Here is a 25357-nt window from a genome sequence, read left to right as displayed (position 1 = left end):
CGCCCATCTGCGCTATCCGTAGTTAAAGAAAAAAGTCCTGCTGCTTAGCCCGCCCCCGCTGGCACGAAGTATTTCCCCAAGCCATCCTGCGTCAGATCCCCAGCCGAGATTAGCGCTTGCCACACACGCACAAAGGACGCCCGTGGTATATCCATGTGCTCTTCGACAAATTTGTGATACTGGTTCATGCTCATGCCGTTGCCCTTGTTTTCTTCATAAGCCAGTCCGATGCAGCGCAGCACTTCCCTCGGATCATGCTTGGCCGCGCGCCCACCCTTGTTCGCAGACTCGTCTTCCGCCTCACGTTCTCCAGCCAGCCAAGCCCGCTCAATCTCCCAGGCAATCAGGGGCACATCACGCTCTGCGGTGTGGCTGTAGAAAGTCCCTTGCCCGTGGCGTACGGGCACTTCGGTCACAACTTCCGTCAACTCAGTGATCGGGTTGCCATCGGCGTCTGCCCCGATCCGCTTGGGGCGGCGAATCCCACAACGCGTGCCCCGCTTCGCCAGAATGAGCTTAAAGCGTCCACGCTCACCCGTGGCCTTCAGGCTGATAATGGCGCGCGCCCAGTCAGGCAGCAGGTGGCTACCACTCATGGCATACATTTCTTCATTCCATGAGCGGTTCTTCGCTTCCTTATCGGCAGGTGGTTTCGGTGTGTGGTGGAGCACGATCGTCGCCCAGTGGCTATCCCGGTTCACGCGATCGAGGCTGGCCAGAAATTGCGCCATCGACGTCTCGTCAGTCACCGAGCACCCCGCATAGGATACCAGAGGATTCAGCCACAGCAGGTCGGGCTTGAACTGTGCGGTGTAGCCCGAGAGTGCCGCAATCAGCGTATCGCCCACATGCTCGCGGTCGCGCACGATTCGCACATTCTGCTTTACGAGCTCCACGCATTCCTTGGCCACCGTTTCGCCATGCTCTTTCAGCATCAGGTGGAAAAAGCTTTCAATGGCTTCAGCCACGTCGCCGTCGTTGTCCTCCTTTTGCACAATCAGGCTCTTGAGCGGGCGGGGGCAGGGGATGCCCAAAAAGTCCATGCCACAGGCAAAATACATCGCCGCCAGCGTCTGCCACGAGCTCTTTCCCACGCCAGCATTGCCGAACACGATCACGCCATCCCCCCGCGAAATATACCGATTCTTGCCGAGGAGTAGCTGATCACTGTCCATCTTGGGAATGGCGAACTCCGTCAGCGAACGAAGCTTATTCACCCGGCCGCCCACATTCTGGATCAGCTTCACAATATTCCGCTCAAAGTCCTGCCCCAGTGTCTGCACGGCATGGCGGTCTTGGGCATCGTGGGCGCCAGCTATCAGCCTCTTGCCCATGCGGATACATTCCCGCCGACTATGCAGTTCAACAATGCTCTCACAGTAGTTTTGAAGCATCGCCGTTGAGCTCACTTTATCGGAAACTTCAAACAGATAGGAGTCTCCGCCAATCTCTTCATACCGCCCACTACGCAGCAGCTCATCACGTAGCAGCACTTCATCGCATTGGCCTTGTTGGTTCATGGTCCTCACCAGGGCCTCCCACATGAACTGATGCTTGGGCGAGTAGAACGACTGGTCGCTTACTCCTTCATTTTGGCAAAGGGCCAAAGATTCGGGTGTCCCCAGAAGCAGCACACAGGCCAACACCGCTTGTTCTGTCTGCAAACTGTGTGGAACGGTTCGCTCATCATAGGGCAGGGCGTCCTTCTGGCCCTTACTTTTAATGTTTCGTCGTGTTTCACCCCGTTGGCCAAATTCATCAGATGCCACCGTCGCACTGCGCTCCCACTCCCCATCATCAAACGCGCGGCCCACAGGCTTTGTGTCCTTTGCTACCTTGGGTGCAGCGCATGACGTCGCCTCCACGCTTTGCGCTGTTGCGCCTTCGCTTGAAACCTCCTCAATGCCTGGAAAATCTATATCTACAAAGTCACTCATCAGCAGAATTGAAATTTCGGGGTTACCATGCACCGGCGTTGAATCAGTGGCTTGTATTCGGGATTCAGTTCACACAGCACCACGCTCCGCCCTTCCTCGAGCGCAACACGTCCGGTAGTCCCACTACCACCAAAAGGATCAAGCACGGTGCATGGAATCGGGTCATGCTCGCCACAATCGCAGGTTGGTTCCCAACCAACGGTTTTACGCTCTCGCATACCGGCTAAAATTCGGGCCTTTACGGCGCTTGGGTCTTCGGCGCGTGCTTTGCCGTAATCCTTGGTTGCCTTGCCATGGTATTCGCCATTTTCATCTCCACCACAGGCGCGTTGGTGTTCTTTGTCTACTTCACCTTTCACTACTACACGCTCCCAAGGGGCGCCACATTCTGGACAACAGCCTTTGGCGGATGTCCCTGCCAGTATACAGGGCAATACCAGCGCCTCTGGAAACGTGGCAAAGTGCGCTTCAGGGTAAGGCTGTGGGTTCACCGTCCATACACTGCGCTTGTTGCGTGTTGTCACCAGTCCCTTAACGGCATCGGAAAAACTCTCGTTTTGCTTGACCTGCCGTTTGCCTTTTTCACGGCCTTTTCGGTGAATGCTGCCATGACCGCCATCACCAGTTGAGGTGTCCCAACCATCAGGCGTCTTCCACTTGGCCTTTGGGTTCACTCCACGCCCACGAGGGTGGGCTGTGCCACTTACGGGCTCACGCATCGCCTCATGATCCCAGTAATATCGGGCGCTCTTGGAGAGTAGGAAAATATATTCATGCGCCTTGGTGCAGCGATCCTTGGCGCTTTCTGGCATGGGGTTCGGCTTGTTCCAAATGTTATCCTGCCGCAGCGTCCAGCCATCCGCTTGCAGCGCCAACGCCACCCGCCACGGCATACCCATGATGTCCTTGGGCTTTAAGCTGCCAGAAGGTGCCGCACTATCCCCAAAGTTCATCCACAGTACGCCATCATCGCGCAGCACGCGCCACACTTCACGAAACACCAACACCATGTGTCCAACAAAGGCTAGCGGATCGTCTTCGAGCCCGAGGCAGCATTCCATTGCCGGGATCTGCACTGGCGGCAATCCAGCCATGGGCACAAACTCCATCGCTTCCCACAGTGTCGGCTGCACGCCATAATCACGCAGCGCCCAATACGGTGGCGAGGTAACACAGCACTGCACCGACCGCGCATCCAGCGTCCGCATGCTCTCCCGGCAATCTCCCATCAGTATATTCAGACTCACGCTGCCACCTTCCCAACTGCCATGTCAGGCGCATTCGCTTTTACCAGGGCCTCGGCCAATGGTGGGCATACTGAGTTGCCACACATGCGCACTTGCGCCGTCTTGGTCAGTGGCTTCCAAAGCCAGCCCTTTCCATCGGCTCGCTTATACAGTCCGTGATCATGGATGTAGTCGGCTGGGAACCCTTGTGCAGCGAACAACTCTTTGGGCTGTAGCATGCGCAGGCCTATATCGACAATTGCATAGGCTACTCCCTTAATCAGCACGAGTCCAAAGCAATCCCCGGCTCTTACCGTGTGTATAGGTTCGTTGGCTTTTGCGCCATGTTGTTCTGATCCGTAATACTTCACCAGGAACGCGCGAACCTCGGCGAAGTGGTTGCCCTGCGCGCTGATCGTATCAATGGGCTGGCGATGATCTTTGCCAACTGGATGCGTGGCCGGATTCCCGCGCATCTTGGCAAGGTGAGAAGCGACAACCGCTGTCTTTCCTTGGCCGTCTGCCGTCACCGTAGGGGCAGGCTTATCGCATTCTTGCCCTACGCTCTGCCCAAAGTGGCGCGCGAGATTTGCTGACACTAGTGAGTGATGATCGGTCGCTGTCACACTGCCGATTGGGTCTTTCAGATCCGATCCAACAACGCCGGTGTAGTGCTTGGCCAAGAATGCCTCGACTAATGCGAAGTGCCCGCCCTTCACTTCAGCGCATTGCGTGCGCAGTGGTTCGTTGGGATCAAACACCCGCTGATTGCCGGCGTTCGCGTGTTCTGTGAGAACGGGGGCAGCGACTGCGAATCCTGGTGACGTCGTAATCGTGCGCGTTGGTTCTTCAGGGGCCCAAACATTAGGGCCCCTACCAGTCGTTTTGGTGTTTGCTGTGTTCGTAATTACAGGCGTCAGCACAGCATGCCTATTCTCAGTTGGCTGTGTCTTCAACGGCTCATTTATCGGTTGGCCGCGAAAGCCCCGCTGATTGTAATAGCTGACAACGAACGGATCAGCCGCCTTCACCACGTAGCGCATGATTCCCTTGGCGATGCGCTTGCAAGTGTTCTCAGCGAGCGGCTTCTTGCGCTCAAAGATTGAGGGACACGGAATCGTCCAGTCAATGCACTCGGCGGCCGTGCGCCAGGGCTTTAGCTTCTTGGCCTTTACCTCGGGGCTATCCGGTGCGCCGTGCGTTGGCTCTGGCCAGACGATGGGCTTGCCATCCCGTCGTGCAATCAGGAATAGCCGCTTACGAATCGTTGGGGCTCCGTAGTCACAGGCGCGCAGCTCGCGATGGTCCACCACATAGCCGCGGCGCTCCAGTGCGCCCTTAAAGCATTGGAACGTCCAGCCTTTGAGGTGCTTCTTCTGCTTGCCCTCGGCGTCGAGAGGACACCAGTCCTTAAACTCCTCGACGTTTTCCAGCATGATGATGCGTGGCTGAACGTGGTTCACCCAATGCAGCGTCACCCACGCCAGCCCACGAATCCGCTTATCCTTGGGCTTGCCGCCCTTTGCCTTGCTGTGGTGTTTGCAGTCGGGAGAAAACCACGCCAGTCCAACCGGACGGCCTTTCGTAACGCTTACCGGATCAATGGCGAATACGTCTTCCGGCAGGTGGAGCGTTTGCGGGTGATTGGCTTGGTGCATCGCCAGGGCGTCGGGGTCATGGTTGATGGCAATATCAACACATCGCCCAAGCGCCTGCTCAATGCCCGTGCTGGCCCCGCCACCACCAGCAAAATTATCGACTATTAGTTCTGAGTTCAGATCTAGATTAAGTTGTGGAGATATCATGTTGTATATATTGAGTTGTGCGTCAATTCGTCACCTGTCTGCGCCCGCGCATTGGCATGGAATAAATTTGGGCTCGCCCGGCCATACGCGAAACAGTCGCGTCTCTCCATAGCAATACGGGCACACCACAGCGCCATCACTTCGCGCCTTCGCGTCTTCGCGTGAAACCTCCGCTGCCTCACCGCCTTCCTTCCCTTCGTTGCCTTCTGTTCCCAAAATACATCCGCGCCCATCTGCGCTATTCGTAGTTAAAAAATCTTTCATCACTTCGCCCCTTTCCGCTTGTTGCCTTTAAACTTTGAGAAGCGTCGCCGCATATACTTGGTAGCATCTTCGCGTGAATAGTGTGTCGCGCCTTCAACGTTCTGCGCTTGCAGAAATTGCACTTGGCGGAAGGTCGCGAGGCCTGCGCTTTTACGCTGTTCGGCTTTGCGGATGATGAGCGCGGCCGCCCCAAAGTTCGGCACGCAATCCGGGTTCACCCCGGCTTCGACCAGCTTATCAATTTGCCCAATCGTCGGTGGACGCGCCTCCCACGAGTTCGCGGGTTTGAAATCGCGGATTTCATCAATGCCGAGTTCCGTCGCCTTCTCCAAGGGGTCGAACAACCGCCCGCGTTTCTTCGCGTTCTTCTGCACTTCCATCAGCATGGCTTTGGCCACCTCACGCTCTGCTTCCTCTTCGTTCTCAATCAGGTCGCCATCCTTGCGCGCCATTTGATTCGCTACACGCGGGTTTCCGGTCACAATGTGCGCGGGCTGCACGAGGTTCAGGCGGTCGCTGAGCCAAAGGAAATCCAGAATCAAGCAGTTGGGCTTGGCGCTCTGGGCAATCGCTGTGCGGCGCTCTTGAGCCGTCGCCAGTCCATCTGTCACGCCCGGCAGCAGGCGCGTGGCGCGCCCCACACACTGCACATACATCGAGCGCACTTTCGTGGGCCGCAGAATGCACACACACGCCACGTCAGTGTCATCAAACCCACGCACGACCAACTGCGCATTGCACAAAATCCGATACTCACGCCTCATGAACCGCGCAATGCGCTGCTTCCGGTCCGGACAACGTTTCTTGTCACCAGCCACCCAGTCCGAGCACCCCGGCTCTATCTCATTGAGCTCGCGGGTCAGTAGGTCACTCACTTCTACGTTCGGTAGAAAGACAATGGTCTTGCGGCCTTCACTCTCGGTAATCAGCGCACGCGCTATCGCGCTCAACAGCGGCTTGATGCTTTCCGCCGTAAATGCATCCAGCGCCTTCTGGCTGTTGAATTTCTGACCATCGGGCAGCTTCACCTCGGGCAGGGGAACGGTCTTCACCACTGGGCGGCAAAGGTGCCCGTCCTGCACGGCGTCAAGGATTGAGTATTCATAGGCTACCTGCTGATACCGACGCCCCAGGCTCTTGTTGTCGCCCCGGTCGATGGTCCCCGTAACCCCCAGAATCTTGGCGCTGGCAAAGTGATCAAATATCCGGTCATAGCTGGGAGCGATCGAGAGGTCCGCTTCGTCCACAATGATCAGTTGGAAATGATCGCGCGCCCATTCGGCCAATCGCTTCTTGCCCGCCAGCGTTTGCACGGAGCTCACCACCACTTCGTCATAGCGACTGGCGTGAGACTGCGCTTTCTCCAACCCCGCGCGGATCCCCGTCGCCCAGGCTAGTTTGTCCCGCGCCTGTTGCAGCAGCTCGTCGCGGTCAGCCAGAATCAACACCTTCCACTGATGTTCGTTCACATACCATTCCGTCGCATGGGAAAAGATGATGGTCTTACCGCCGCCGGTCACCAGGTTGAGCAACTGCGAGCGATAGACTTGAAACCCGCGCAGCGTCGCATCCAGTGCTTCATACTGATAGGGGCGCAAAGTAATCCGACTGCGATCACGCGGATACATCGGCCCACCTGATCGCGCCACTTCCTCCGGCCCCGGCAAGTCCAGCCCATCATCCTCGGGCGCCTCTAGAAACATATCAGTTTGCATGGTCATTTCTCCGCTGCCTACACGTTCCCCGATTTCACGATGTGATGCATCCAGCGCCAGTAGCAGGCATCTGTGGCTTTCTGCCGTTGCTTCTCATCAAACTTCTGTTTGTGAAGAATTGGAGCCTTACGCATTGCATTCTCACGAATGCGCAGCACTGGCTTCATTGGCTGATGGACTCCCTGGAACTGTTCCGACTGGTAGGCCTCAAGCTCGATCCAGCCTGCCCAATCCGGAATCATCGACTTGTCGAGCATCCCTTTGGGTGTCACAAAGTAGAAGCGATTCGGGCCACGCACATCACCCAGCGCCAGCATGTCATGCTTTTTTCGAACATCTGGTGTTTCACTTCGATGACTGGCGTAGTCTTGCTGCTTTTCGGCATCCTTCTTAAAGTCCGCCAACGACAGCTTCACTTCGTATTCCACGAAGTAGCCTGCAGACGTCACTTCAAACAGGTCACACTCCCACCACTTAGTAGGCGTAAAGCGGGGTATCACAAAGTTCCGTGCGTACCGTTCACGAATCAACTCCGCCAACACCACGCCTTCAGATAGTTTCGGTTGGGGTGGTGGAGTATTAAGGTATTCAGCAATTATTTGCTGATCTTCGTCCCAGTCACCAGTCAGTTCAGGATAGAATTCCCAGAACATTCCAGAACTAAGTGTTAGTTTATAAGTATCAAGATTGAGCAAACGTTGGTAATTGGCCCGTTTCATCACATCGTCAGAGCTTTGCGCCTTTGCGTCTTTGCGTGAGGCAGTCGCTGCCTCTTGTCCGCGCTGAGGCGTGGGAAATCCTGGTATATCGGGTGTGTCCATTAGAGTCCTTCTTCTTTAAATTCTTTGATCATGCGGCGGCTTGCCTTCCAGGGCGCCCGGCGGCGCTTAAGTTCCTGTTTCAGCCAGTCTTCGCCTGACAACACGCTCACATACACATGGTTCTCGGGCGCATAGATCACCACCGCGTCCTTTTCTACGCCTGGTATCGTCATCACGAGTAGTTGGCGGGTTTGCTCTTCATTATCGAAGTCGTAGCGCCATTGCAGTAGGTCGCAGTCGCCGTTATGCCGCCGCAGGTTGATCTCCTGCAGGACATTCAACGACGGCTCTATCTGGTAGCGTTCATGCAATCGCTGCTGAAAATGCGGTGTGAAAGTCACCTCTTCGTCAAAGTGTAGAAACGTCAACAGCTTCAATTTGTCCCGCTTATGCATGCCAGATATACGGTTGAGGTTTCGTAGCCTTTGGGATGTATAGCGGGTGCTTGGGATGGCCGTCCTTGGTTTGCCCCAGACACTTCAATTCGCATACATCCTTGAGCGCATTAACCACACGCTGATTTTGCATGCGGTGCACGCCATGCACGCCCCAGGCTGCCACCACGATTCCCGCGTCTTCAGCTAAGCGGCGAATGGTCGCCACATTCTCAGGTCCTTGAGGATGGCTGACTTCCTTCATCACACGCGGATCGGTGGCGCGAAAGCCAAATAGGTTGGTCATGCACAGGGCGTCATAGCCCCAGTCTCGGGCAAAGTTGATGCAGCGGCGAATGGTCGGGTCGTTCTGCGTTTCATCTGCCGTCGATGGATTTAGGCCAATAAACATGCAGTAGTCGCCCTTGCCCCAACGGCGCCACAAGTCGTAGCGCCAGCGACGGCACGGTGAGAAGGTGGCGCTCTTGGTCAGTTCGCCCGGTAAACTCATGGTGTTTTGCTTCATGGCTCGATGTGCTCCACGACGCCTTCTTCGTCCGGTTCGCCCCACTTGCGTTCATAATTGATCGCCATCTTGCGCTTGGCTGCCGCCAGCAGGTCATAGCCATTTTCATGGGCATGCCCCAGCAGGAGAATGAAGCAATCCGCAGCTTCCTCGGGCGAGTGATCAGCCGCCAGCTCGTCGACTTCGCGGCGAAGGTGCGCCATGCGTCCCTCGGGCGTTCCCTGGGGAAAGGTCTGCTTCGACCAACGTCCCACCGACGTTTGAAAGGGCATGAGGCTGCTTGGTGGCTTATGCATGGCCTGCTGTCCCCTCCTTTACCGATGGTTGTTTGCCGAGCACCAGCGTATCACTTTCCGATTGGTCAATGATGTCATCATAGCGCTTTTTCAGCAGCGTCTTGCCAGTCACTTCCTTCTTCCCAGAGATTGGCACACCATTGGCCTTGGCCAGCGCCCGCTCTGCATCGCCCGCCGAGCCCGATAGACAGTCGAACAGGGCAGTGCCCTTCACGCCATCCTCCTGAAGACGCTTGATGAAAACGCCGGTGTTGGTGATCGTGCGCCGGCCTTTGCGTGGAGTCACTGCCACTTCTTGACCGAGCGATGTCCGGGCTGTGCCACCGAGTTCCTTCACGCGGGCAATGAGCATTTCATTGCATTGCTTCAGCGCTGTCGCCGTGGTTTTGCGGAAGTGCTCAATCTCCACCAGCTTATCCAAATCCGGCTTACGCGTCATGCTGGCCAGAACTTCGTCCGTCAAAATTGCTTTCATGTATTCAATCTCCAAATCAACTGCCGGACATCCGTAGAACGCAGGGCAGTACCGGCACCACTTCCCCGTTTCAACTTCCCGTGAACGCTTCAGCGCCGCGCGAATCGCATCCTCCAATTGCTTCGCATGCGCCAGCAGGTCTTCACGGCTGGTCATAAATATCTCGCTCGTGGGCTCGTGTCCGGCATCTCCCGTATTACGGGGCTGAATAATGCGGAACGACGCACGTTGCAGCTCAGGAAAATTCAAAGTCAGCAGCGTCAGGTAGCCACTCACTTGCTCATTGCTGGTTGCCGGGTCCACGGGGTCGGCGCCGCTTTTCAGGTCGCCGCCATCCACGTCCATCCCGTCGCCGGAAATGCCGTAGGCGTCAATGTGCCCGGATAGAATGAAGTCCCCAAAATCCCATTCCAGATGGTCCTCGACGATCAGCGCCATGCCTTGCGTGCGCAGCGTCATTTCATCGACAAAGTAATCCGCCATCCAATCGTCAAACGGCGTGGGCTTAAATTTCTCCACGAGCTTTGGCTCCTCGAGCCCGCCCTCGGGCTCAATCGCGTCAAACTCGTCGATCATCCGCCGCGCCGCGCGATGGTGGGCATAGTTCCCGGCGCTGGACACAATGGAATCCTCCTGCTCCGGGCAAAGCGCCTGAATCGTCCGCGACCCTGGGCAATTTAACAACTGCTCCAAAGACGAGCACCGCACCACAGGTTTACTCGGGCTACTCATCGTCACCTCCCTTGGGTTCGAGGATATTCTCCAGTTCGCAGATGGCGTTCTTGAGCTTGTCCCAACCATCGTCACCTGTGTAGTGACGCGCTGATACAACGGCTTCAGCACATTTCCTTACCGGGTTCTCCGTTTGGTAAGTGCATACATATTCCGCATTGGACCACGCAATTGAGGCAATGCGCTTAGCATGGGCTTCCTGATCTTCTTCTGGCAACAGCCCCATGCCAGAGCCCTCATGATGCCACCACGCTTCAAAGTCTTCCTTGCTCATGACGCTTAGTTTTTGATGCGTTCAATGACCATGACGGCCCCCCACGGATTGAATGTGTGGTCCGTCCATTCAATTTTACTATTTTCAGCCATTTTAGTTTACTCCATATCCGCGCTCATTCGCGCCATTCGTAGTTCAAAACACTTCCTGCCTCTCAGCCCTCGTGCTACTTCCGCTTCCCCGTGGAGATCGGTTGCGCATCCACTTCAAAGCGAATGCCTGGCACTGCTGGGAACGGGTCGCCGTCCTTCCAGCCCTTGCAGTACTGGGACTTCACCAACGCGTCATTCAGCACCTTCAGTTCGTCAGGTATCTTGGCGAAGTCCTCAACAATGGGATACAGCGTCTTGCGCATGGTGATGCCATCGGGCAGTTTAGCGGCAGGCTTTGCCAATGGCTTCGCCTCGCTGGTAGCCTCCGGCTGCTCATCAAAGTCCAGGTCCAGAAAGTCCTCGCCAGCGGCTTCAGCGGCTTCCGCTTCCTGCTTGGCTGCCTCCTCGGCCTCACGCTGCTTGCGGGCTTCTTCCTCGCGTCGCTTTTGCTCGGCTGCTTGCTGCTTGGTGTAGTCCGCTATTGAGCCTTTTAGCAGTCCCTTGGCGCTGTCGATCAACGCAAGCGCCTTGGCCGCAGCTGCGTCGATCTCACGACCAGCGTTAAGGTAGGGCGCCTTCACTTGCTTGCGCGCCTTTTCAATGCCAGCGCCCAAAGTGGTGATGTCCTGTAGGTAGATGGCCGCCTGGGTGTTGGACTCATCGTCTTTCACCTTCAGGGCCCCAGCCTGCTCACGCAACTGCGTCACCTTCGCCATCACATCGCCGTGAATAACCACGACTTCGGCAGGCAGTTTGGTCTGGACCACCAGCGCGGAATGTTCCGCGCCAGTGGTTTCAGGTTCGTCGAGGTCAATGAAGTCTTCCATTACTTGCCTGCTTGAATGCTGTCGACGAAGGCCACGACGCGATTGCCTGGAGCGCCAACGCCCTTGAAGGTCACGATCACAGGTCGCTCGACTTGGAACAGCGGATTCTCGGTGTCGTAGCTGTAGGCGTCTCCCGTGTAGGGGCCCTCTACCTGAATTTTCAGGATAGGCTTGTTGGCGGGTGCTTTCGTCTTGCTCTGCACCACTTCCACGAATCTCACCAACACCGATTCCAGACGCTCGTCTTTCTTCAGGGTGGTTCGGGGATTTTTCAGGTCGACCTCAAGCGCTGGCTTTTGCTCGTCATCAACGAGCTCTTCTTCGACGTCCACCACATCAGCGTCCTCGCTGGTTTCCGCTGCCTTCGGCGCTTCCTTCGCGTCCGCCTTCTCCGTCTTCGCTTCGCTGGCTTGCGCTGGTGCCTCCGCCTCCGGCTTCTCCGGTTGAGCGGGACGCTCATCAGTGACTTCGGTTACATCTATCGCGTCATCCACTTCCTCAGCCTTCGGTGTATCCTTGGTCTTGGTCTTGGACTTGTTGCGCTTACCTGACTTCGCTGGCGCCTTCGGACGTTCGCCCTGTTCGCCGTCGCCTGTTTCTGGTTCGTCAGCGCTGAACTCGTCATCCGCATGCACGCCGAGCATCAACTCCGGCATGTGGCGGCGCGCCCAGATACGAGCCCCGATGTAGGACATCTGTTGCTCCGGGTTCTTGCGCACTTGGCCGTTCTTGTTGATCTCGCACGCCTGCTGATAGGTCAGCGTGATTTCGCGGTCTTCTTCTTCACCCCGCACACGACCGGTCACGACGAGCTTCAGGTTGTTGCCTTCGCCAGTAAACTTGTAGTTCAGGCGCTTGGACAGATTGCCCCGGCTGTTGACGACGGCAGCGACCAGCTTGCCTTCAAACATTAGCTTGCCATGAATGATGCTTGTGGAGTCGGCCACCGCAAACGGGTTCATTCCCCATTGGCTGGATTGCATGACCACGCGCAGGCAGTCAGCGGGTTTCTTTTGCAGGTGCTCGGGGATCAGATTGGCGAGCGCCATCTGCTCCGAGAATGATACCGCTTCAGGAATATTAGTCGGGATCAGCGCGGTTGGCGCTGAGTGAGTTGCAAGTGCTGTTTCCATAATTATTTTAGTGTTGGTTTGAGTTGTTGGTTAAATTGTCACGGGTGGCGCCTAAAGCCACGAAGGGCGGTCTTCTTCAAGCGGTTCAGCCTTCACTGGCATCAGCACACCGTAGAACTGGGGAACGCCTTCAATCTTCACCGTCATGGCTTCCGACTCTCCCATATGCTGCATCATGCGCAGAGAAGTGCCCTTGAGTTTCTTCGCGGCCTTCACGAAAGCATCCACTAGCGCGACGCCTCCCATGAAGTGAGACATAGCTTCCCGCGTGGTGCTGGGGATCAGGTTATGAAAGTCAAAGTTCACTTCGTTGGCATTCGCCACGATCGAGGCGTTATTGCCGTGCACCTCCACGCGGGGCAGGGGAAACAGGCCGGGCTCGTCTTCGATCTTCTTGAGCGTCAAGTCGCCTTGGCTGTTCAATGGCTCCAAACCACTCATGGCCGTGCCATCGATCCAGAAGCGGCAAGGGCTGTTCGCCTCCTCGCAAGGCACATGGATGATCGCCATCACCTTGCCCGTGCAAACGATCATCTTAAACGAATACTGCTCCACGACGATGATGATTCCCTTGCGGAAGTCCTCGGCGACTTTGCTGACAAAGTAGGCCAGCGCTTCAAAGTGGACCTTCTTCACGGTCAACTCCAGTTGTGGCAACGTGAAGAATTTTTCAGCGCTGGCTTCGGTTGCTTGTTCAAAGTCCATACCGTCTTCTGGTAGATCGACTTCGGATTCGTCACCAAGGTCGAGCGTGTCATTGTGTTGTTTTTTAGTAGTCTTCTTCATAATCTGATATTGATAAGCGGTTCTCTAATTCTTCGATTGCTCGTTGCTCTGCGATTCGCTCGCGGTCATCCATTTGGGCATGGCGCTCCCATTCCGGCGTCTCAATCCACCGGTCAAAGTTGTGTTCCAGGCTCATGGGTTTAGGGGGTAAGGGGGCTGGCTTTTATGCGGTTACCAGCAAGGCGACTATGATGACCAGAGGGTGCTTCCCCCCACCGCAATGCCTGCACTGTTAGGGTTAGAAAAAGTCCCGGTTCCAGTGCATCAGATATGCAGTCCTTCGCTGGCAATGGACGTCCCGGGTAACGCGCCCGACCTCTAAGAGCGATGACACCCGTTTCGGACTGCTTGGCTGCATCCTCACCGATTCGGCATCCATCGATTATTTGGGCTGGCAATCTGGGGGCGGGGGAGGGAATCGAACCCTCGTAACTGGGCGTATGAAACCCAGCAGGCAAACCATCAGCCTCCCTACCACAAAGTGTAATGTGCGCCTCCCTGTGTGCGTTAGGCACACAAGTTCGGTCACCATCCAAGGCGCACATAGTTTTTAGCTTTCCATCGCTTTTAAGATGAAAGATTGGAGCAGGCTGGACGCTACCCCAGCGATCACTATGGTTGCGCTTCTCGGTGCTTACAGCACGGGGGACACATCCCCAGATTGTGACCATAGACGGAACCTCCATGTGCGCTTGTTCCCGCACTTCCCGCGTGTCTCCAGTGGCTTGGCCTTCACCACAGCTTTCCACGCCGCTGCTCCAAAAGTAGTCCTGATTGCTGTCACAACCTCCAGTTCGGCTTAATACCACATATACGCTATCTCTCACTCTTTCGTCCGGACTGAAATTTCCGGCAATCAGGAAATGTGAAGGGCTTAAAACGGAGCAAGCTTCGTCTGGTCCTGACTGGCCGATATGGGGCTTCCCCCCGGCGCTAGGTTTCCCCTCAGTTCCCAACCCGGCAGTTGGCGGGGTGTCTAATCCCGCAGACTCAGTTTTTTGCTCTGGCCGGTCGCTCCGTTTTAAGCCCTCATTCAAATGTCGTTCCAGTGCATTAAGAGACTGCACCGTTAGATAAACCGCGAAGATCACTAGTATTATAATCGCCAGCGCGGTCAGTAGGTTCTTCAGATAAAACTCTAGATCGCCTTCCGCGAGTTGGTTGCTGCGCTCACAGTCCATTACGCGCACTCCTTCCCTTCACGCCCGCGTTCCATGGCGGCGTCTATTTCATCGATCGGCCAATACTTCTCACGACCGATCCGGTTACAGGTGATGCCATTGGCCTTTGCCCAGTTCTCAAATGCCCGTCCGGCGACGTCGCACATCCCAATCCGGGCGCCAGCAGCGCGACTGCCACGGATCCATTTTGGCTCCACAAGCTGGACTTCGCTGATGCTGTTCTTGATGAGTTTCTTCAACTCACGTTTGTCTGCTATAGTTAGGGCTCCCATGGTTATTTTGATTCAGCGTTGTTACCCTCGACTGACGGCTTGGACACCTTGCGCCAGTAAAATTCTGATGCACCAAATGCACCTTCTAATGTGTCCATGACAACTTTGCCTTCATTACGCAGGCGATTGACATGGTTGCGGAAAGTCGTCCGTGCTATTTGCTGCCCTACTAACTTTGAATAAGCAGTTTTCCACTGACTAAAAGTTACATGCCGATCTTCCGGAATAGATAGCAGCAGGGCATCTACATTGTATCCGGATGCACGGCCATTTCCTTGCCTCATTTTGCTGCCCTTGGGGCCATAAACATCTTTTTCGATTTTTCGGACACGAGCCATCAGCCCAGGTTGATGTTTATGATGTAAATTCGCACTTCTAGGCGTATCGCCATCCGTTGTTGTGCGACTTAAATTGCTAGTTATGCGTGATGCGCTTCGCAGCGCTACCGCCACTGGTGTCCATGGCTCTATGCAGGTGCTATGCATGGTTGCCTCCTTTAGTCTCGGCAAGATTGCTGCCAGGTTCACCCACCAACACAGGAGGTGATGAAAGCTCCGTTTCGCGTTCTGATAGCCAGTCAAACATTTCGATTGCCGCTTCACGCTTAACTGGATCAGTGGCATTCTTACGCATATCGAAACGCAGGGTTGTCTTCATCAGACCAATAATCTCTACGCGGGCTTGTTCGATGTTTGTTGAAGTGCTCATGTTCTAAAACGAAGAAAAGTCGCAAAACGCGACATTCGCAAGTTAAAAGTTGCGTTTTAGAACATTTTTCTATTTCTGTGTGCGTATGAATCACTTATCCAGCGCTCTAAAGGCTGCAATGGGACGCCACAAAACAACACAAGATGACCTAGCTGAGAGGTCTGGGCTTGCTCGTAGTCAGTTTTCTAAACTTCTAAACCTTGAGTTTAAAAAAGCAGTGCCTACCGAACTCCTGAGAGCAGTCACCTCTGGGTGGCCGGACGAATATACCGGACAGGCAATCTTGGAAGCTCATCTCAAAGATGAAGTGATTCGCGCGAACCACTCCCTTGATGAATTTAATCTAAATATCGATGGAGAGGTCAGCCAATTCGATGGCTACCTGGCTGCCATTCAAATGGTGATAAAGACCGAGCCAACCCTTCGTGAAGTGATTGAATACTTCGGCAAAGCAGCACTCGAGGACGTGGAGTTGCAAAAGAAAGTCAGCCGGAAGCTTGGTCCACCAAAGCTACCTGCTTATCAAAAAGAGTCGGCCGAATCCCAAGCCGAACTTACTGAGCACGTCCGCAAGCAGTCGCAAGGTAAGCAGACGATAAAGCGAAGTCGCAAGGCTCAGTGATCCTTAGCGGTTGGCTGTTGCCATCGCCCTGGCAAGCCTCTCTTTATAATATAGAATTTTATCAGACTTACATTATAAGGACCATTTGCTATCTGCCCCCAAAGGGCGGGGTTGGGGGGAGTAGCCATCATCCGATAATTTTACTTTGGCCTTATTGTTAAGGTCGCCCATCTTGTTTTATTTTTTTAATAAGTTTGGCATCCTCTAGAGCACCAACCAATGCAATATTAGCAGGAATGTCCAAATCCTCTGGGTACTTTTTAAAATACGCTATTACAACTTCCGCGACGTCGATTGCAGACAACTCCGTTTGCAGGTGCATGACTGGTTCGCGCCCATTATAAAGGCCTTCATAGGCTTGGATAGTATATAGGCTGTTTGAGAAACCTTCCCAATATGCCAAGAACACTAAAGACCCAGATTTTACTGATTGGCTCTTTGTTTCTGTGGAATCTGAATTTGCGATCATCTTTAGGCACACCGCATATCTATTGAGGTCACCTCCACTCTTCATTAAAGTAGGCGCAGATGCGTCAGCGTAAGAGCAAAGCAATGTGGCGAAAAAGAGTATGTGAAAACAGAAATATCTCATGATGTTTAATAGGGCTTTGCTAGTACATGGCCAGCGACGTTGAAAGTGACAAAAGGAGTTTTTTTGGCGTTGGGTTTAAAGTGCAAAAGTGACAAAACGTCCAACTTTATGACTGTGAATTAGAGGCAAGCTTTAACCCCCTTTAGTGAAGGTATTTCTTGCTTACTGGATGATGGTGTTTGGTGTGTTTTGAATTTTCGTTATAATAATAGAAGGGATTTTAGGCCTTGTGTGAGCTACGCAGAAAATCGCCGAGGATTCGTTTTGTTGCGGTTTGGGATAATATGTGTATACTGGCTGCTTGCGTCCAATTCTCGCAAGCCCTGATGGCCTTCATGGCGGTCTTCCATTTGCTTCGGTGGTGACGTTGTTGCTTCCAGACGTTCAAAATGCAGGCACCGGCTTGCCGAGAGGCGAGGAGACAGCCAGTTCACCACTGGTTTCAGGGAGAATCCCCCTACGGGGTCTCCCTGACCAGTTGGACTGGTCTGCTCCCGCCCTCTTGCCGTCGAGAATCGGTAGTCCAAATCGTAGTTCATCGGTTTTGAGGTTTTGGACTGGTGAACACATGGGCTCCTCGTGCTGATAATATCTGAAGCGTTGTGCTACTGCCGTTTCCCATGGATTAATTGTAAGCGGAGCAGGTCACCGGCCTTGACTGGTGGGAACGCCGAAAAGCCGCTGGCTTTTTCCATCCCTGGCAAAAGCTGTTGCTGTTGCACGTTGCCATAGTGCTCCGGCCAAATGCTCTCTTTGCGATATACCCGGCGCGGCCACACGCTGTCATTGGTGTATTCGCGGATGAAGTTGCGCAAATCCTGCATGTGCCCAGCGAGCTCGTAGCCGACCCGGAGCGCGGCGCTCATTTCGCCAGCCGTAAGGGTGGGGGACTCCCACGCCAACATTTCCCGGGCAAGGGCTGTCTGCTCTGGCGGTGTCTGCGATATGCACAAATACGCCTCACGAACTTTAGCGTCCATGATCTGGCGTATCTGGATATTTAAAGTAATGATTTCTTCGGCCAGCATGTTGATGAGTTCCTGTCGCTGTGCGAGCGTATCTGCTGCTTCAAGCGCCTGGAGAAAATACCAGCTTGCCTGTCTGGCGCTGACCAAGTTATCTGGAAATTCTTCTACGTTATCCATGTGTATCCGTAGTAATAAGTCCCCATAAAAATGGGGCAAGCGGAAACTATGGCAAACAATGCACATGGTTTTACTATTTAGCGGTCAAAATCGCACGAAAACCGACCGTAAGCGCCTAAAACCCCTTTAAATAAAGCGAGTTTATTCGGGTTCGACTCCCGCCACCTCCACCATTGCAATCAACGACTTACGGGATTTTTAAGGAATTCCTGTCTCATTCCTGTCTCCTCCCTGCCAAGTCAGAACCGCTGCAGAGCCAACGATAGGCACGACGTTTGCCATCGTGCCAAGTTTATTGATATTTTGTGCAATGCGTGCTTTTGATTCGCTGAAGCTCGGTTTATCGATTGGAAAATGTGGTTCAGGCAGGACATTGTCAATTCCTCGGCGAGGATCTGCCAGTTCCTCGGTTAGGAGTTGTCAGTTCCTCGGGCAGGAGTTGTCGGTTCCTCGGCGAGGAATCGTTAGATCCTCGGGCAGGGCCGGTGATTTCGGGCGCGGTGGCGGTCTTCGTCGAGGAAGACAGCGAGAACGACGGCGCGAAGATTAGCTGAAGGATAAGAGCATCGACATATGCTACACCGAGCCCCTCTCACCTTGGCGAAACGGGCACGTGGACAGCTTCCACAACTGCCAGCATCCGTACCGCCGATTAGGCTTTATCTCACCAAACACCTTTGCCAAGCTCTAGCAACAAACCCCAGGAAGTCCTACGGCTTCCCTCCGCTAAGGACTGCTACACAATCAGTAACCCAACCGTCATAACCAACCCGCCAAAGTCTTAATCAAACCGATACGAAAAATGGGCGTCGATCACATCTCGCAATGAACTACTGGTGGGTTAACCATAAGAAATCTCTCAACCAAGAATTTGGTGGTAAGTATATCTGGTGCTCAAAACGAATGGCGGGTGGCCATGTGAGTCATTTCTACGAAGCGATGCGCGAGGTCGTGCCAGGTGACTTAATTTTCCCCTACGCAAATGTAGCAGTGCAAGATTTTGGCTTTGCTAAGACTCACTGCTACTCGTTTCCCAGGCCGAATGAATTTGGGAAAGTTGGAGATAGCTGGAATGATTTAGGCTGGCGAGTTGAGGTAGATTTTCAGCGTTTCAGTACGCCGTTGAGAACAATGGCCCATGCTTCAGAGATTGAAGTGATCCACGTAGGCCAATTCAATAGCGATCAGAAGCATTTCCTCGACTACCACCGTAAAGAAATCCTGTTGAAGTCAGCATTGTAACGATGAAACGCTCTAATGACGACGAGTAACCAGTTAGCCATCTTCCAAGAGCTCAAGGAGCTTGTGGCTGATGAATCTCGGGCACTGCATGCTGAGCATGAGAAGTTGTTGCGCATGCCGGTAGACCGTCGGGTCGATCAAGGGAAGTGCTTGGAGCGCGTTTATTATCGGCAAAGACAGGACAACAATGTGCTGCGATTCGAGTGTGATGAAAACTTATCTGAGTTTCGGGAGGGTGACCCGATAATCCTGCACACAGGCAATCCATTTGAGCCCATCTCCCAAGGCTACTGGGCTCGAGATGGGGAAACCTTCAGTGGGCGAGAATTCATCGAGATTACGCTGTCTGAAGCGGGGACTCAGGCGATCATGGCCTGTGGAGATACCTTGATGATCGACGCGGGCATCTTTGATCCGGCTCCACAGTTGCAGCGCGCACTGGATGAAATGGGGGCATCGAAGCGTGGGCAGGCTCGAGTTTTGCCACTAATCGAAGGCACTTCGGAATCGGATGGGGTTGACCCTGATGAATACGATGACGCAGCGACCGAAGCAGCAACCAACTGCTTTAACGAATCTCAGCAGGACGGGGTGGCGATTGGCAGCACGGCTGATTGGTGTGCGCTGATCCAAGGGCCTCCGGGCACTGGCAAAACGCGAGTATTGGCGCAAATCGTTCGGCAGCGCCTGGTGCGCGGTGAGCGCATTTTGGTGACGGCTTGCACGCACCGGGCTATACACGAAGCACTCAACAAAATCCACGCTCTGAATCCAGACTTGGAACGGATCGCCAAAGTCGGGGTGCATGGCATTGACCAGAACCTGGAGGTCCCTGTTTACGAGAGTTACGCAGAGTGCGGCTTTGATGAGAGCACGGAAGGTTACGTGATCGGAGCCACGCCCTTCACTGCATTCAGCAGTCGACTCAACCGAGCTGAATTTGACTGCGTGATTATCGATGAAGCCAGCCAGATGACATTGCCCCTGGCAATCATGGCAATGCTTAGCGCCGATTGTTATGTGGTCATTGGCGATGAAAAGCAACTGCCGCCAGTCTTGCTTTCGAAGCGAGCCTTTGAAGCCAAGTACTACGGACTATTTCAGCGTCTACGCCATGTGAACGAGCGCGAAATGCTAACCACAACGTATCGTATGAATCACGAGATATGCAGTTGGGTCAGCTCAGAATTTTACTCGGGGGAACTCGTGGCGCACGAAAGCAATGAAGGAAAAGCGCTGATGCTGAGCTCGCACGCCAGCCAACCATGGCTCGCTGAAGCTCTTGGCAGCGAGCACAGCCTAGTGTGGATACCGACACAGGTTGAAACCACTAGGCACTACTCGATGGAACAAGCTTCCCTGGTGAACCAGCTGATGCAAGAGCTTCATCGGCGTGGACATCCATTGGGTGACGTGGGCGTGATCTCGCCGTTTCGCCGACAGGCGCGTGTGATCCGCAAACGGCTACGTGAGAATCGCGCATGGGACCTAGCGGATTTGGAAAGCGTCGTCGTAGACACCGTGGAACGCATGCAGGGCCAGGAACGCAGCGTTATCATCCTGAGCACTGCGGCAGCGGATCCACGGTTCCTGAGCGCGATCGAGGAGTTTGTCTATCTGCCTTCGCGGCTGAATGTGATCGTGAGTCGCGCAAAGGTTAAGGTGATTGTGCTGGCAGCAGAGAACTTTTTACAGACAGCCAGCGTAGATGATGAAGTTCGGGAAGCGATTGAGCACTGGCGGAGCTTGCGGGAGGCAAGCCATCTGGTGGATGTTTAGTTATGGCGCGCATGCTTCCAGATCGATTGCCGCACAAAATGCCAGATCACCTGGTCAAGGTATGGCGGCAACTACGCTCCATCGATGATGATGAGTTGGTGTGCCGCATCAGCTATCAAATTTCAGATCCAAATCACCCGGACTTCCTGGTGGTCTATCGCAATCGCGCTGCGTTTTTACTCGCCGTAAGTAGCGCGGATACCGATGCTGTGGATCGCTACTTTCAAGGAGATATGCTGGACGGTGATGGGACTGATCCCGAAGACCCGAAGCAGGCCCACAGCCTGAGCGCCTTCACGCATGTGGTGCTTCAAGAATTGGGCGCGGACGCAAATCTAACGCTCCAACATTGGGTGCTGTATCCCAAAGCATCCGATGACGCGGTGGAGAGGCTCGCTCGTAGCTGGCAGGGAGCCCCGCGTCTGTTTTTGGGCAAGCAGGAGTGCCGTGGGGAATCTTTATTACGTCATTTTCAAGCGGCGTCCGACCTTGAGCTTGATCAGCAAGTGTTGAACCTAATCGTCGGGCGGTTTGCACCGGAGGCGGCGATCCCTGCGAGTTGGGTGACGCGCTCCGAGCGATTGGCAAGCAAGGAAGCACCGAAGCAACTGGATTTTCTCTTGGACTATGACCAGGAGGCAGCGATGAAACGCGACTTGGAGTTGTCCAGCGAAGCATTCAAAGCAGCCAGCTCCGGGCATATGCGACTCGTGACAGGAACGGCTGGTTGCGGCAAAACCTTGATACTTCTTTTTCGCGCCAGACTCTCTGCCACACTGAATGACAATCAGCGTGTCCTGGTGCTGATGCACAATAAACCGCTACGCGCTGACCTGCAGACTAGAGCGAAGGAATTAGGGATGTCGCGCAATGTGGAATGGCGCACATTCTTCAGTTGGTTGCATTCGATGTTGAAGTTCAGCATGATCGAATCGACGGTGCGAAACGCGTTTATTGACCAAGCACTCAAAGATGAGAAACTTGATGGACAGTTCACACGAGAGTTCTTGCTCGAAGAATTTGAATGGATATCAGACAACGCCTTGGATAATCCGACACTAGGCTGGTATCTCGAGAGTGCGCGGACTGGTCGCAAGCGCGCCTTACAACCGACACAGCGGCAGGGGGTCTATCGGCTATACTCAATGTATCGCAAGATGCTCGATGATCGCGATTTGGTGGACTGGCCAGTCGCTCCACGGCTCTTTCTAAAAAAGCTGCGTGATGGAGCTATTGCCGGAAAAACCTACCATACCATTTACATCGATGAGGCGCAGTTTTTCGCACCGACCTGGTTCGAGTGTGTAAAGGCGGCGCTCCACCCTGAATATGGCCGATTATTCATGGCCGCCGACCCCACGCAGGGGTTTTTACGCAGCGGTCAATCGTGGGCGCAGGTCTTGGGCGGGGATATGCGCGGGCGTTCTCAGCGTCTGACCAAGCCCTACCGCAACACCCGCGAAATCATGTCTATGGCGAAGCGGTTCTACATGAGCCGCTTGGGTAGTGAAGAGGACGAAGTGAATCTGCCCGATCAGCCTTACATCGATTCGATGCCCAGTGGAGACTCGCCCAAATTGGTGAATGCGGGAAGCCGATCCATGCAAAATGTCCTGGTGGAACAATTGAAGCAGCTATTCGAGAGTGGCCTCAATCCAGGTAATATATTGCTGATCGATGCATCCGGATTCAGCGAACAAGCAGAACTGGAACACCTGAGGATCCACTTTGGGAACAAGGTTGTATCTGCGGCCGAAGCAAAAAACCGCGATCAATTGCGTGTCAGCACCATCAATGCCTGCACGGGAATAGAATCCCCGATTGTGGTGATCATTGGCCTCGACCGTTTGTTCGAACAAGAAATGGCGCTCGGCTTAGACGACACAGATCGTGAGGAACTCGTTCGCAAGAACACTAAACGTGTTTTCGTAGCAGTAACCCGGGCTTCGCAGAAACTTGTGGTGATTTACAAGAACGAGGCGACTCGCGAAGTATTGCTACCGGATTGAATTGGCCATGAGCTGCCTTTGAGCGAGCTGAATGAAATCAGTGTTCTTGATTATAAAACCGACAGTACTATAGCGGAAAGGGAGTCGGTCAGAATTTTGAATTGGCGGCGATATGGATGCAGAAAGTCGCTCTTGCCGATGAGACCCTTGCTATTGCCTATCTGGGGATGTTTTACGTTAATGGTTGGGGAGTCGAGTAGGATATAGGCAAGGGGGAACAGCTTTTGCTAAAAGCAGCAAATCGGGCAGACTCCTTCGCTCATGGAATGCTTGGCCTACTATATGATTCGAAGGGGGAATATTCGAAAGCATTCAAATGGTTTCATATGGTTGCTATGCAGGAGAATTCAGTTTCTCAAGCGACGATTGCATTGATGTACGAAAAGGGCGTTGGAGTAGACCCTGACCCTGTGGCGGCATATGCTTGGGCTTTACTTGCGGCTAGAACAGGCCGACCGCAGATTGCTGATAGGTTGTCCACTTCATTGTCCTTTGAGCAGAGAATGGCAGGTCAGGAGAATGCTGAAAGGATGGAAAGCCTCATTGAGTCGATTGCTGTGCTATGGGGCAATAAAAGACCCAATGATATTGATTTAGGCCTGCTTAGGCATGAGTAACTTGGAACCTTCTTTGTCGTAATGCTGCTATATTGCGCTGGATGGTGCCAGGTTTTGAAAATTTCGCTTGGCTACTGGGGCTCGATGATTGAGCTATGATATATCATGAGTCGTTCGGCTAGCAGATGGGATCATCGCCTTTTATTTAAAATCGCCCTATTTGGCGGTATATCTCAATTGGTCCTGATTCCCGTTTTCATCCTGATCGGTAGTTTCCTGGGAGGCGAGGAAGGGACGGCAGTTGAGAGTGAGAGCGATGAGTCTGAGGCTGCTGGAGTCCAGATGAAGGTTTATCAGATTCATGATGACTCTGGCGCCCTCGATGCGCAATTACTGCTGGAGGCTAGTCTTCAAGCGACTTATGGGGACATTGATCCCGGTTTACATTCCCTCATTATGCGAGGGGCTATAAGCCTTGGGAATGGAGAAGTGGCGGATTATTCATTGATGCGTCGTGATGACGGCCAGATGCGTGAAGTTACTGATGCGAAAAATATCAGGATTGAATACACTAGCGATGGAAAGTCGGTGCGAAGGAGTCGTTCCCGGGAGGCCAAAGGGGAGTTGAGCGAAGTCGAGTCCGTGGGCGAAAGCCTATGGTATCTGTCACGAATGGCCGTGGGGATGCCTTTGGGGGGCTGGCCAAGTGATGATTTGGCAGATGCTAAGTTGGATGTTGATGGCGATTATTATTTGCGTTGGCAAGTTGGCAGCACGGTTCAGGAGGTGAGGCTGGATTCAGACACGTATCTGATTCAGAAGAGTCGACTAGTTATGGAGGGCTCTGCGTGCGAGCTCAAGTTTGACGACTATAAGCTGGTCGGAGGCATGCAATTGCCGCATCGGATTGACATCGATTATTCGGATGGCCGATTTCCGGAAAGCATTGTTGTTGAGCAATACCAAATCAATCCGGGACTGCTTACTTCATTGTTTGTTCCCTAGCGCCTGAAGTCGCGCCAGTTCAAGTTTACTGTCATTGTATGACAGGTTCTCGAAAAAGCTTTTGGGCGCGCCCAGCGCCGCAGCGGCATTGACGGCGGCTAAGGTGAGCGACTGTGATGGGTTGGCTGTCGCGATTGCCTTCGCATCTTCACGGGCTTCGGTGATCTTGACGTTCGTTGCTACCATTAAGGCTGCAAGTTGCACCGACTCGGCTGAGCGCAGGTCTCGCAGTCCCCTTAACACGAGCTTAGTCAAGGCTTCACGTTTCGCAAATTCAGGCCTGCGTTCATACAGGTAGGCCTCTCCCTCGATTACCGTGGCTGCCAGTGATGTGGACCGATCCTTGAAAAGCTCTTCTTTGGTCTGAGCGTATAGGGCTAGATTCTCATCTGTCATACGGTCAGTTTGGCTGATTAATTGATAGGTGAGTATCAAAGACTGATTGCGCAATGGGAGCGGCTGTTCCTGGTCTTGAGCAATAGCTGCAAGCAGGCTGATGAGCTTGCTGTGATTCACTGGCGAGTTTAGCAGGAGGCGTCCTGCCTGACTGCGAAGTTCCAGTGTTGTGAGAATCGTGCTGTGTGGCTGTTGGCTGAATAGGTTTTCGGCAATTTGGTCGGCTTCATCTCGGTTCAGCTGAGTTAGTTGCAGTGAGCGTAGCGCAGCCAGGCGTTGCTGCGGTGAAATCTCAGGGTTGATCGCACGGGCAAAGGCATTGCCGACGTCGACCTCTGGTGGATTAATGCTGGATTGAGTCTCTGGCGGGACTTCTCGCCTGGGATGCTTTAGTTGATAAAGTTCATAGAATAGGTAGCCTACGATCAAGACATTGACTAGGGCAAAAAGGCGGACAGCGTTGAATTTCATCTCTGTTTTTGAGCGATTATTAATAAAGACTTAATGATACGTAGGCGTATGGTTGGGTATTCAAAGTTGAATGTGCAAATATGATATAGTAAGAA

At 53.8% G+C, this 25357-nt stretch carries 26 protein-coding genes; 6 read left to right on the top strand and 20 right to left on the bottom strand.

The window, feature by feature from the left end; all coding sequences use genetic code 11:
• Positions 1-44 precede the first annotated feature (44 nt).
• The 17 genes from RBB63_RS16415 to RBB63_RS16335 form a co-directional block, all read right to left on the bottom strand.
• Positions 45-1937: a DnaB-like helicase N-terminal domain-containing protein gene (locus tag RBB63_RS16415; RefSeq protein ID WP_309386058.1), complete on the bottom strand. Its 1893-nt coding sequence runs from the start codon at positions 1935-1937 to the stop codon at positions 45-47.
• Positions 1937-3184, bottom strand: a complete 1248-nt coding sequence (locus RBB63_RS16410) for a DNA-methyltransferase (protein ID WP_309386057.1) — start codon at positions 3182-3184, stop codon at positions 1937-1939. Before RBB63_RS16410 ends, RBB63_RS16415 begins: the two co-directional genes overlap by 1 nt.
• Positions 3181-4968, bottom strand: coding sequence for a DNA cytosine methyltransferase (locus tag RBB63_RS16405; protein WP_309386056.1), 1788 nt, complete (start codon positions 4966-4968; stop codon positions 3181-3183). Before RBB63_RS16405 ends, RBB63_RS16410 begins: the two co-directional genes overlap by 4 nt.
• A gap of 263 nt (positions 4969-5231) precedes the next feature.
• Positions 5232-6947, bottom strand: a complete 1716-nt coding sequence (locus RBB63_RS16400) for a DEAD/DEAH box helicase (protein ID WP_309386055.1) — start codon at positions 6945-6947, stop codon at positions 5232-5234.
• 17 nt (positions 6948-6964) lie between these two features.
• Positions 6965-7768, bottom strand: coding sequence for a hypothetical protein (locus tag RBB63_RS16395; RefSeq protein ID WP_309386054.1), 804 nt, complete (start codon positions 7766-7768; stop codon positions 6965-6967).
• Positions 7768-8163, bottom strand: a complete 396-nt coding sequence (locus RBB63_RS16390; RefSeq protein WP_309386053.1) for a hypothetical protein — start codon at positions 8161-8163, stop codon at positions 7768-7770. The genes RBB63_RS16395 and RBB63_RS16390 overlap by 1 nt, the downstream gene beginning before the upstream one ends.
• Positions 8156-8668 (bottom strand): DUF1643 domain-containing protein, encoded by a 513-nt coding sequence (locus tag RBB63_RS16385; protein WP_309386052.1) that lies wholly within the window; start codon positions 8666-8668, stop codon positions 8156-8158. Before RBB63_RS16385 ends, RBB63_RS16390 begins: the two co-directional genes overlap by 8 nt.
• On the bottom strand, positions 8665-8964 hold the full coding sequence (locus RBB63_RS16380) for a dATP/dGTP pyrophosphohydrolase domain-containing protein (protein WP_309386051.1): 300 nt from the start codon (positions 8962-8964) through the stop codon (positions 8665-8667). The genes RBB63_RS16385 and RBB63_RS16380 overlap by 4 nt, the downstream gene beginning before the upstream one ends.
• Entirely contained in the window at positions 8957-10171 is a 1215-nt protein-coding gene (locus tag RBB63_RS16375) for a DUF2800 domain-containing protein (RefSeq protein ID WP_309386050.1), read from the bottom strand. Before RBB63_RS16375 ends, RBB63_RS16380 begins: the two co-directional genes overlap by 8 nt.
• Positions 10164-10445 carry a hypothetical protein gene (locus tag RBB63_RS16370; RefSeq protein WP_309386049.1) on the bottom strand — a complete coding sequence of 94 codons (282 nt, stop codon included), beginning with the start codon at positions 10443-10445 and terminating at the stop codon, positions 10164-10166. The genes RBB63_RS16375 and RBB63_RS16370 overlap by 8 nt, the downstream gene beginning before the upstream one ends.
• 166 nt (positions 10446-10611) lie before the next feature.
• The gene (locus tag RBB63_RS16365) at positions 10612-11364 is read right to left on the bottom strand and encodes a hypothetical protein (RefSeq protein ID WP_309386048.1); all 753 of its coding nucleotides are present in this window, start codon (positions 11362-11364) and stop codon (positions 10612-10614) included.
• Positions 11364-12497, bottom strand: a complete 1134-nt coding sequence (locus tag RBB63_RS16360) for a recombinase family protein (RefSeq protein ID WP_309386047.1) — start codon at positions 12495-12497, stop codon at positions 11364-11366. The genes RBB63_RS16365 and RBB63_RS16360 overlap by 1 nt, the downstream gene beginning before the upstream one ends.
• Before the next feature lie 51 nt (positions 12498-12548).
• Positions 12549-13283 (bottom strand): hypothetical protein, encoded by a 735-nt coding sequence (locus tag RBB63_RS16355; RefSeq protein WP_309386046.1) that lies wholly within the window; start codon positions 13281-13283, stop codon positions 12549-12551.
• Entirely contained in the window at positions 13267-13419 is a 153-nt protein-coding gene (locus RBB63_RS16350) for a hypothetical protein (RefSeq protein ID WP_309386045.1), read from the bottom strand. Before RBB63_RS16350 ends, RBB63_RS16355 begins: the two co-directional genes overlap by 17 nt.
• A gap of 1044 nt (positions 13420-14463) precedes the next feature.
• Positions 14464-14736 (bottom strand): hypothetical protein, encoded by a 273-nt coding sequence (locus RBB63_RS16345; RefSeq protein ID WP_309386044.1) that lies wholly within the window; start codon positions 14734-14736, stop codon positions 14464-14466.
• Between the two features lie 2 nt (positions 14737-14738).
• Entirely contained in the window at positions 14739-15221 is a 483-nt protein-coding gene (locus tag RBB63_RS16340) for a hypothetical protein (RefSeq protein WP_309386043.1), read from the bottom strand.
• On the bottom strand, positions 15214-15444 hold the full coding sequence (locus RBB63_RS16335) for a hypothetical protein (RefSeq protein ID WP_309386042.1): 231 nt from the start codon (positions 15442-15444) through the stop codon (positions 15214-15216). The genes RBB63_RS16340 and RBB63_RS16335 overlap by 8 nt, the downstream gene beginning before the upstream one ends.
• 85 nt (positions 15445-15529) lie before the next feature.
• Between RBB63_RS16335 and RBB63_RS16330 the strand changes: the two genes are divergently transcribed.
• Complete coding sequence (locus RBB63_RS16330; RefSeq protein WP_309386041.1) at positions 15530-16066, top strand: helix-turn-helix domain-containing protein; 537 nt, start codon at positions 15530-15532, stop codon at positions 16064-16066.
• A 157-nt stretch (positions 16067-16223) separates the two neighbouring features.
• Here the strand turns inward: RBB63_RS16330 and RBB63_RS16325 are convergent, their stop codons facing one another.
• On the bottom strand, positions 16224-16658 hold the full coding sequence (locus RBB63_RS16325; protein WP_309386040.1) for a hypothetical protein: 435 nt from the start codon (positions 16656-16658) through the stop codon (positions 16224-16226).
• 605 nt (positions 16659-17263) lie between these two features.
• On the bottom strand, positions 17264-17803 hold the full coding sequence (locus tag RBB63_RS16320) for a hypothetical protein (protein WP_309386039.1): 540 nt from the start codon (positions 17801-17803) through the stop codon (positions 17264-17266).
• A gap of 825 nt (positions 17804-18628) precedes the next feature.
• On the opposite strand from RBB63_RS16320, the gene RBB63_RS16315 reads away from it, so the two are divergent.
• From RBB63_RS16315 to RBB63_RS16295, 5 genes are all read left to right on the top strand, one after another.
• Positions 18629-19045, top strand: coding sequence for a hypothetical protein (locus RBB63_RS16315; protein WP_309386038.1), 417 nt, complete (start codon positions 18629-18631; stop codon positions 19043-19045).
• A gap of 15 nt (positions 19046-19060) precedes the next feature.
• Positions 19061-20824: a DEAD/DEAH box helicase gene (locus tag RBB63_RS16310; protein ID WP_309386037.1), complete on the top strand. Its 1764-nt coding sequence runs from the start codon at positions 19061-19063 to the stop codon at positions 20822-20824.
• Positions 20825-20862: 38 nt separating this feature from the next.
• Positions 20863-22833: a UvrD-helicase domain-containing protein gene (locus RBB63_RS16305; RefSeq protein ID WP_309386036.1), complete on the top strand. Its 1971-nt coding sequence runs from the start codon at positions 20863-20865 to the stop codon at positions 22831-22833.
• Between the two features lie 266 nt (positions 22834-23099).
• Complete coding sequence (locus RBB63_RS16300; protein WP_309386035.1) at positions 23100-23450, top strand: hypothetical protein; 351 nt, start codon at positions 23100-23102, stop codon at positions 23448-23450.
• 105 nt (positions 23451-23555) lie between these two features.
• On the top strand, positions 23556-24395 hold the full coding sequence (locus RBB63_RS16295) for a hypothetical protein (protein WP_309386034.1): 840 nt from the start codon (positions 23556-23558) through the stop codon (positions 24393-24395).
• On the opposite strand, the gene RBB63_RS16290 is transcribed toward RBB63_RS16295, so the two are convergent.
• Positions 24378-25262 carry a hypothetical protein gene (locus RBB63_RS16290; protein WP_309386033.1) on the bottom strand — a complete coding sequence of 295 codons (885 nt, stop codon included), beginning with the start codon at positions 25260-25262 and terminating at the stop codon, positions 24378-24380. The two genes, RBB63_RS16295 and RBB63_RS16290, sit on opposite strands and share 18 nt — an antisense overlap.
• Positions 25263-25357: the final 95 nt, after the last annotated feature.

This window comes from Cerasicoccus frondis (assembly GCA_031296915.1).
GTDB lineage: Bacteria > Verrucomicrobiota > Verrucomicrobiia > Opitutales > Cerasicoccaceae > Cerasicoccus > Cerasicoccus frondis.
This window is presented reverse-complemented; position numbering and strand designations above follow the sequence as displayed.

Coding starts and splice junctions, on each gene's coding strand:
- RBB63_RS16355 (WP_309386046.1), bottom strand. CDS start 13,283: ATGAAGAAGACTACTAAAAAACAACACAATGACACGCTCGACCTTGGT.
- RBB63_RS16375 (WP_309386050.1), bottom strand. CDS start 10,171: ATGAGTAGCCCGAGTAAACCTGTGGTGCGGTGCTCGTCTTTGGAGCAG.
- RBB63_RS16335 (WP_309386042.1), bottom strand. CDS start 15,444: ATGAGCACTTCAACAAACATCGAACAAGCCCGCGTAGAGATTATTGGT.
- RBB63_RS16310 (WP_309386037.1), top strand. CDS start 19,061: ATGACGACGAGTAACCAGTTAGCCATCTTCCAAGAGCTCAAGGAGCTT.
- RBB63_RS16290 (WP_309386033.1), bottom strand. CDS start 25,262: ATGAAATTCAACGCTGTCCGCCTTTTTGCCCTAGTCAATGTCTTGATC.
- RBB63_RS16390 (WP_309386053.1), bottom strand. CDS start 8,163: ATGCATAAGCGGGACAAATTGAAGCTGTTGACGTTTCTACACTTTGAC.
- RBB63_RS16405 (WP_309386056.1), bottom strand. CDS start 4,968: ATGATATCTCCACAACTTAATCTAGATCTGAACTCAGAACTAATAGTC.
- RBB63_RS16330 (WP_309386041.1), top strand. CDS start 15,530: ATGAATCACTTATCCAGCGCTCTAAAGGCTGCAATGGGACGCCACAAA.
- RBB63_RS16320 (WP_309386039.1), bottom strand. CDS start 17,803: ATGGATAACGTAGAAGAATTTCCAGATAACTTGGTCAGCGCCAGACAG.
- RBB63_RS16325 (WP_309386040.1), bottom strand. CDS start 16,658: ATGAGATATTTCTGTTTTCACATACTCTTTTTCGCCACATTGCTTTGC.
- RBB63_RS16360 (WP_309386047.1), bottom strand. CDS start 12,497: ATGGAAACAGCACTTGCAACTCACTCAGCGCCAACCGCGCTGATCCCG.
- RBB63_RS16365 (WP_309386048.1), bottom strand. CDS start 11,364: ATGGAAGACTTCATTGACCTCGACGAACCTGAAACCACTGGCGCGGAA.
- RBB63_RS16400 (WP_309386055.1), bottom strand. CDS start 6,947: ATGCAAACTGATATGTTTCTAGAGGCGCCCGAGGATGATGGGCTGGAC.
- RBB63_RS16395 (WP_309386054.1), bottom strand. CDS start 7,768: ATGGACACACCCGATATACCAGGATTTCCCACGCCTCAGCGCGGACAA.
- RBB63_RS16300 (WP_309386035.1), top strand. CDS start 23,100: ATGCTTGGCCTACTATATGATTCGAAGGGGGAATATTCGAAAGCATTC.
- RBB63_RS16385 (WP_309386052.1), bottom strand. CDS start 8,668: ATGAAGCAAAACACCATGAGTTTACCGGGCGAACTGACCAAGAGCGCC.
- RBB63_RS16350 (WP_309386045.1), bottom strand. CDS start 13,419: ATGAGCCTGGAACACAACTTTGACCGGTGGATTGAGACGCCGGAATGG.
- RBB63_RS16370 (WP_309386049.1), bottom strand. CDS start 10,445: ATGAGCAAGGAAGACTTTGAAGCGTGGTGGCATCATGAGGGCTCTGGC.
- RBB63_RS16315 (WP_309386038.1), top strand. CDS start 18,629: ATGAACTACTGGTGGGTTAACCATAAGAAATCTCTCAACCAAGAATTT.
- RBB63_RS16340 (WP_309386043.1), bottom strand. CDS start 15,221: ATGCATAGCACCTGCATAGAGCCATGGACACCAGTGGCGGTAGCGCTG.
- RBB63_RS16305 (WP_309386036.1), top strand. CDS start 20,863: ATGCCAGATCACCTGGTCAAGGTATGGCGGCAACTACGCTCCATCGAT.
- RBB63_RS16380 (WP_309386051.1), bottom strand. CDS start 8,964: ATGCATAAGCCACCAAGCAGCCTCATGCCCTTTCAAACGTCGGTGGGA.
- RBB63_RS16415 (WP_309386058.1), bottom strand. CDS start 1,937: ATGAGTGACTTTGTAGATATAGATTTTCCAGGCATTGAGGAGGTTTCA.
- RBB63_RS16295 (WP_309386034.1), top strand. CDS start 23,556: ATGAGTCGTTCGGCTAGCAGATGGGATCATCGCCTTTTATTTAAAATC.
- RBB63_RS16345 (WP_309386044.1), bottom strand. CDS start 14,736: ATGGGAGCCCTAACTATAGCAGACAAACGTGAGTTGAAGAAACTCATC.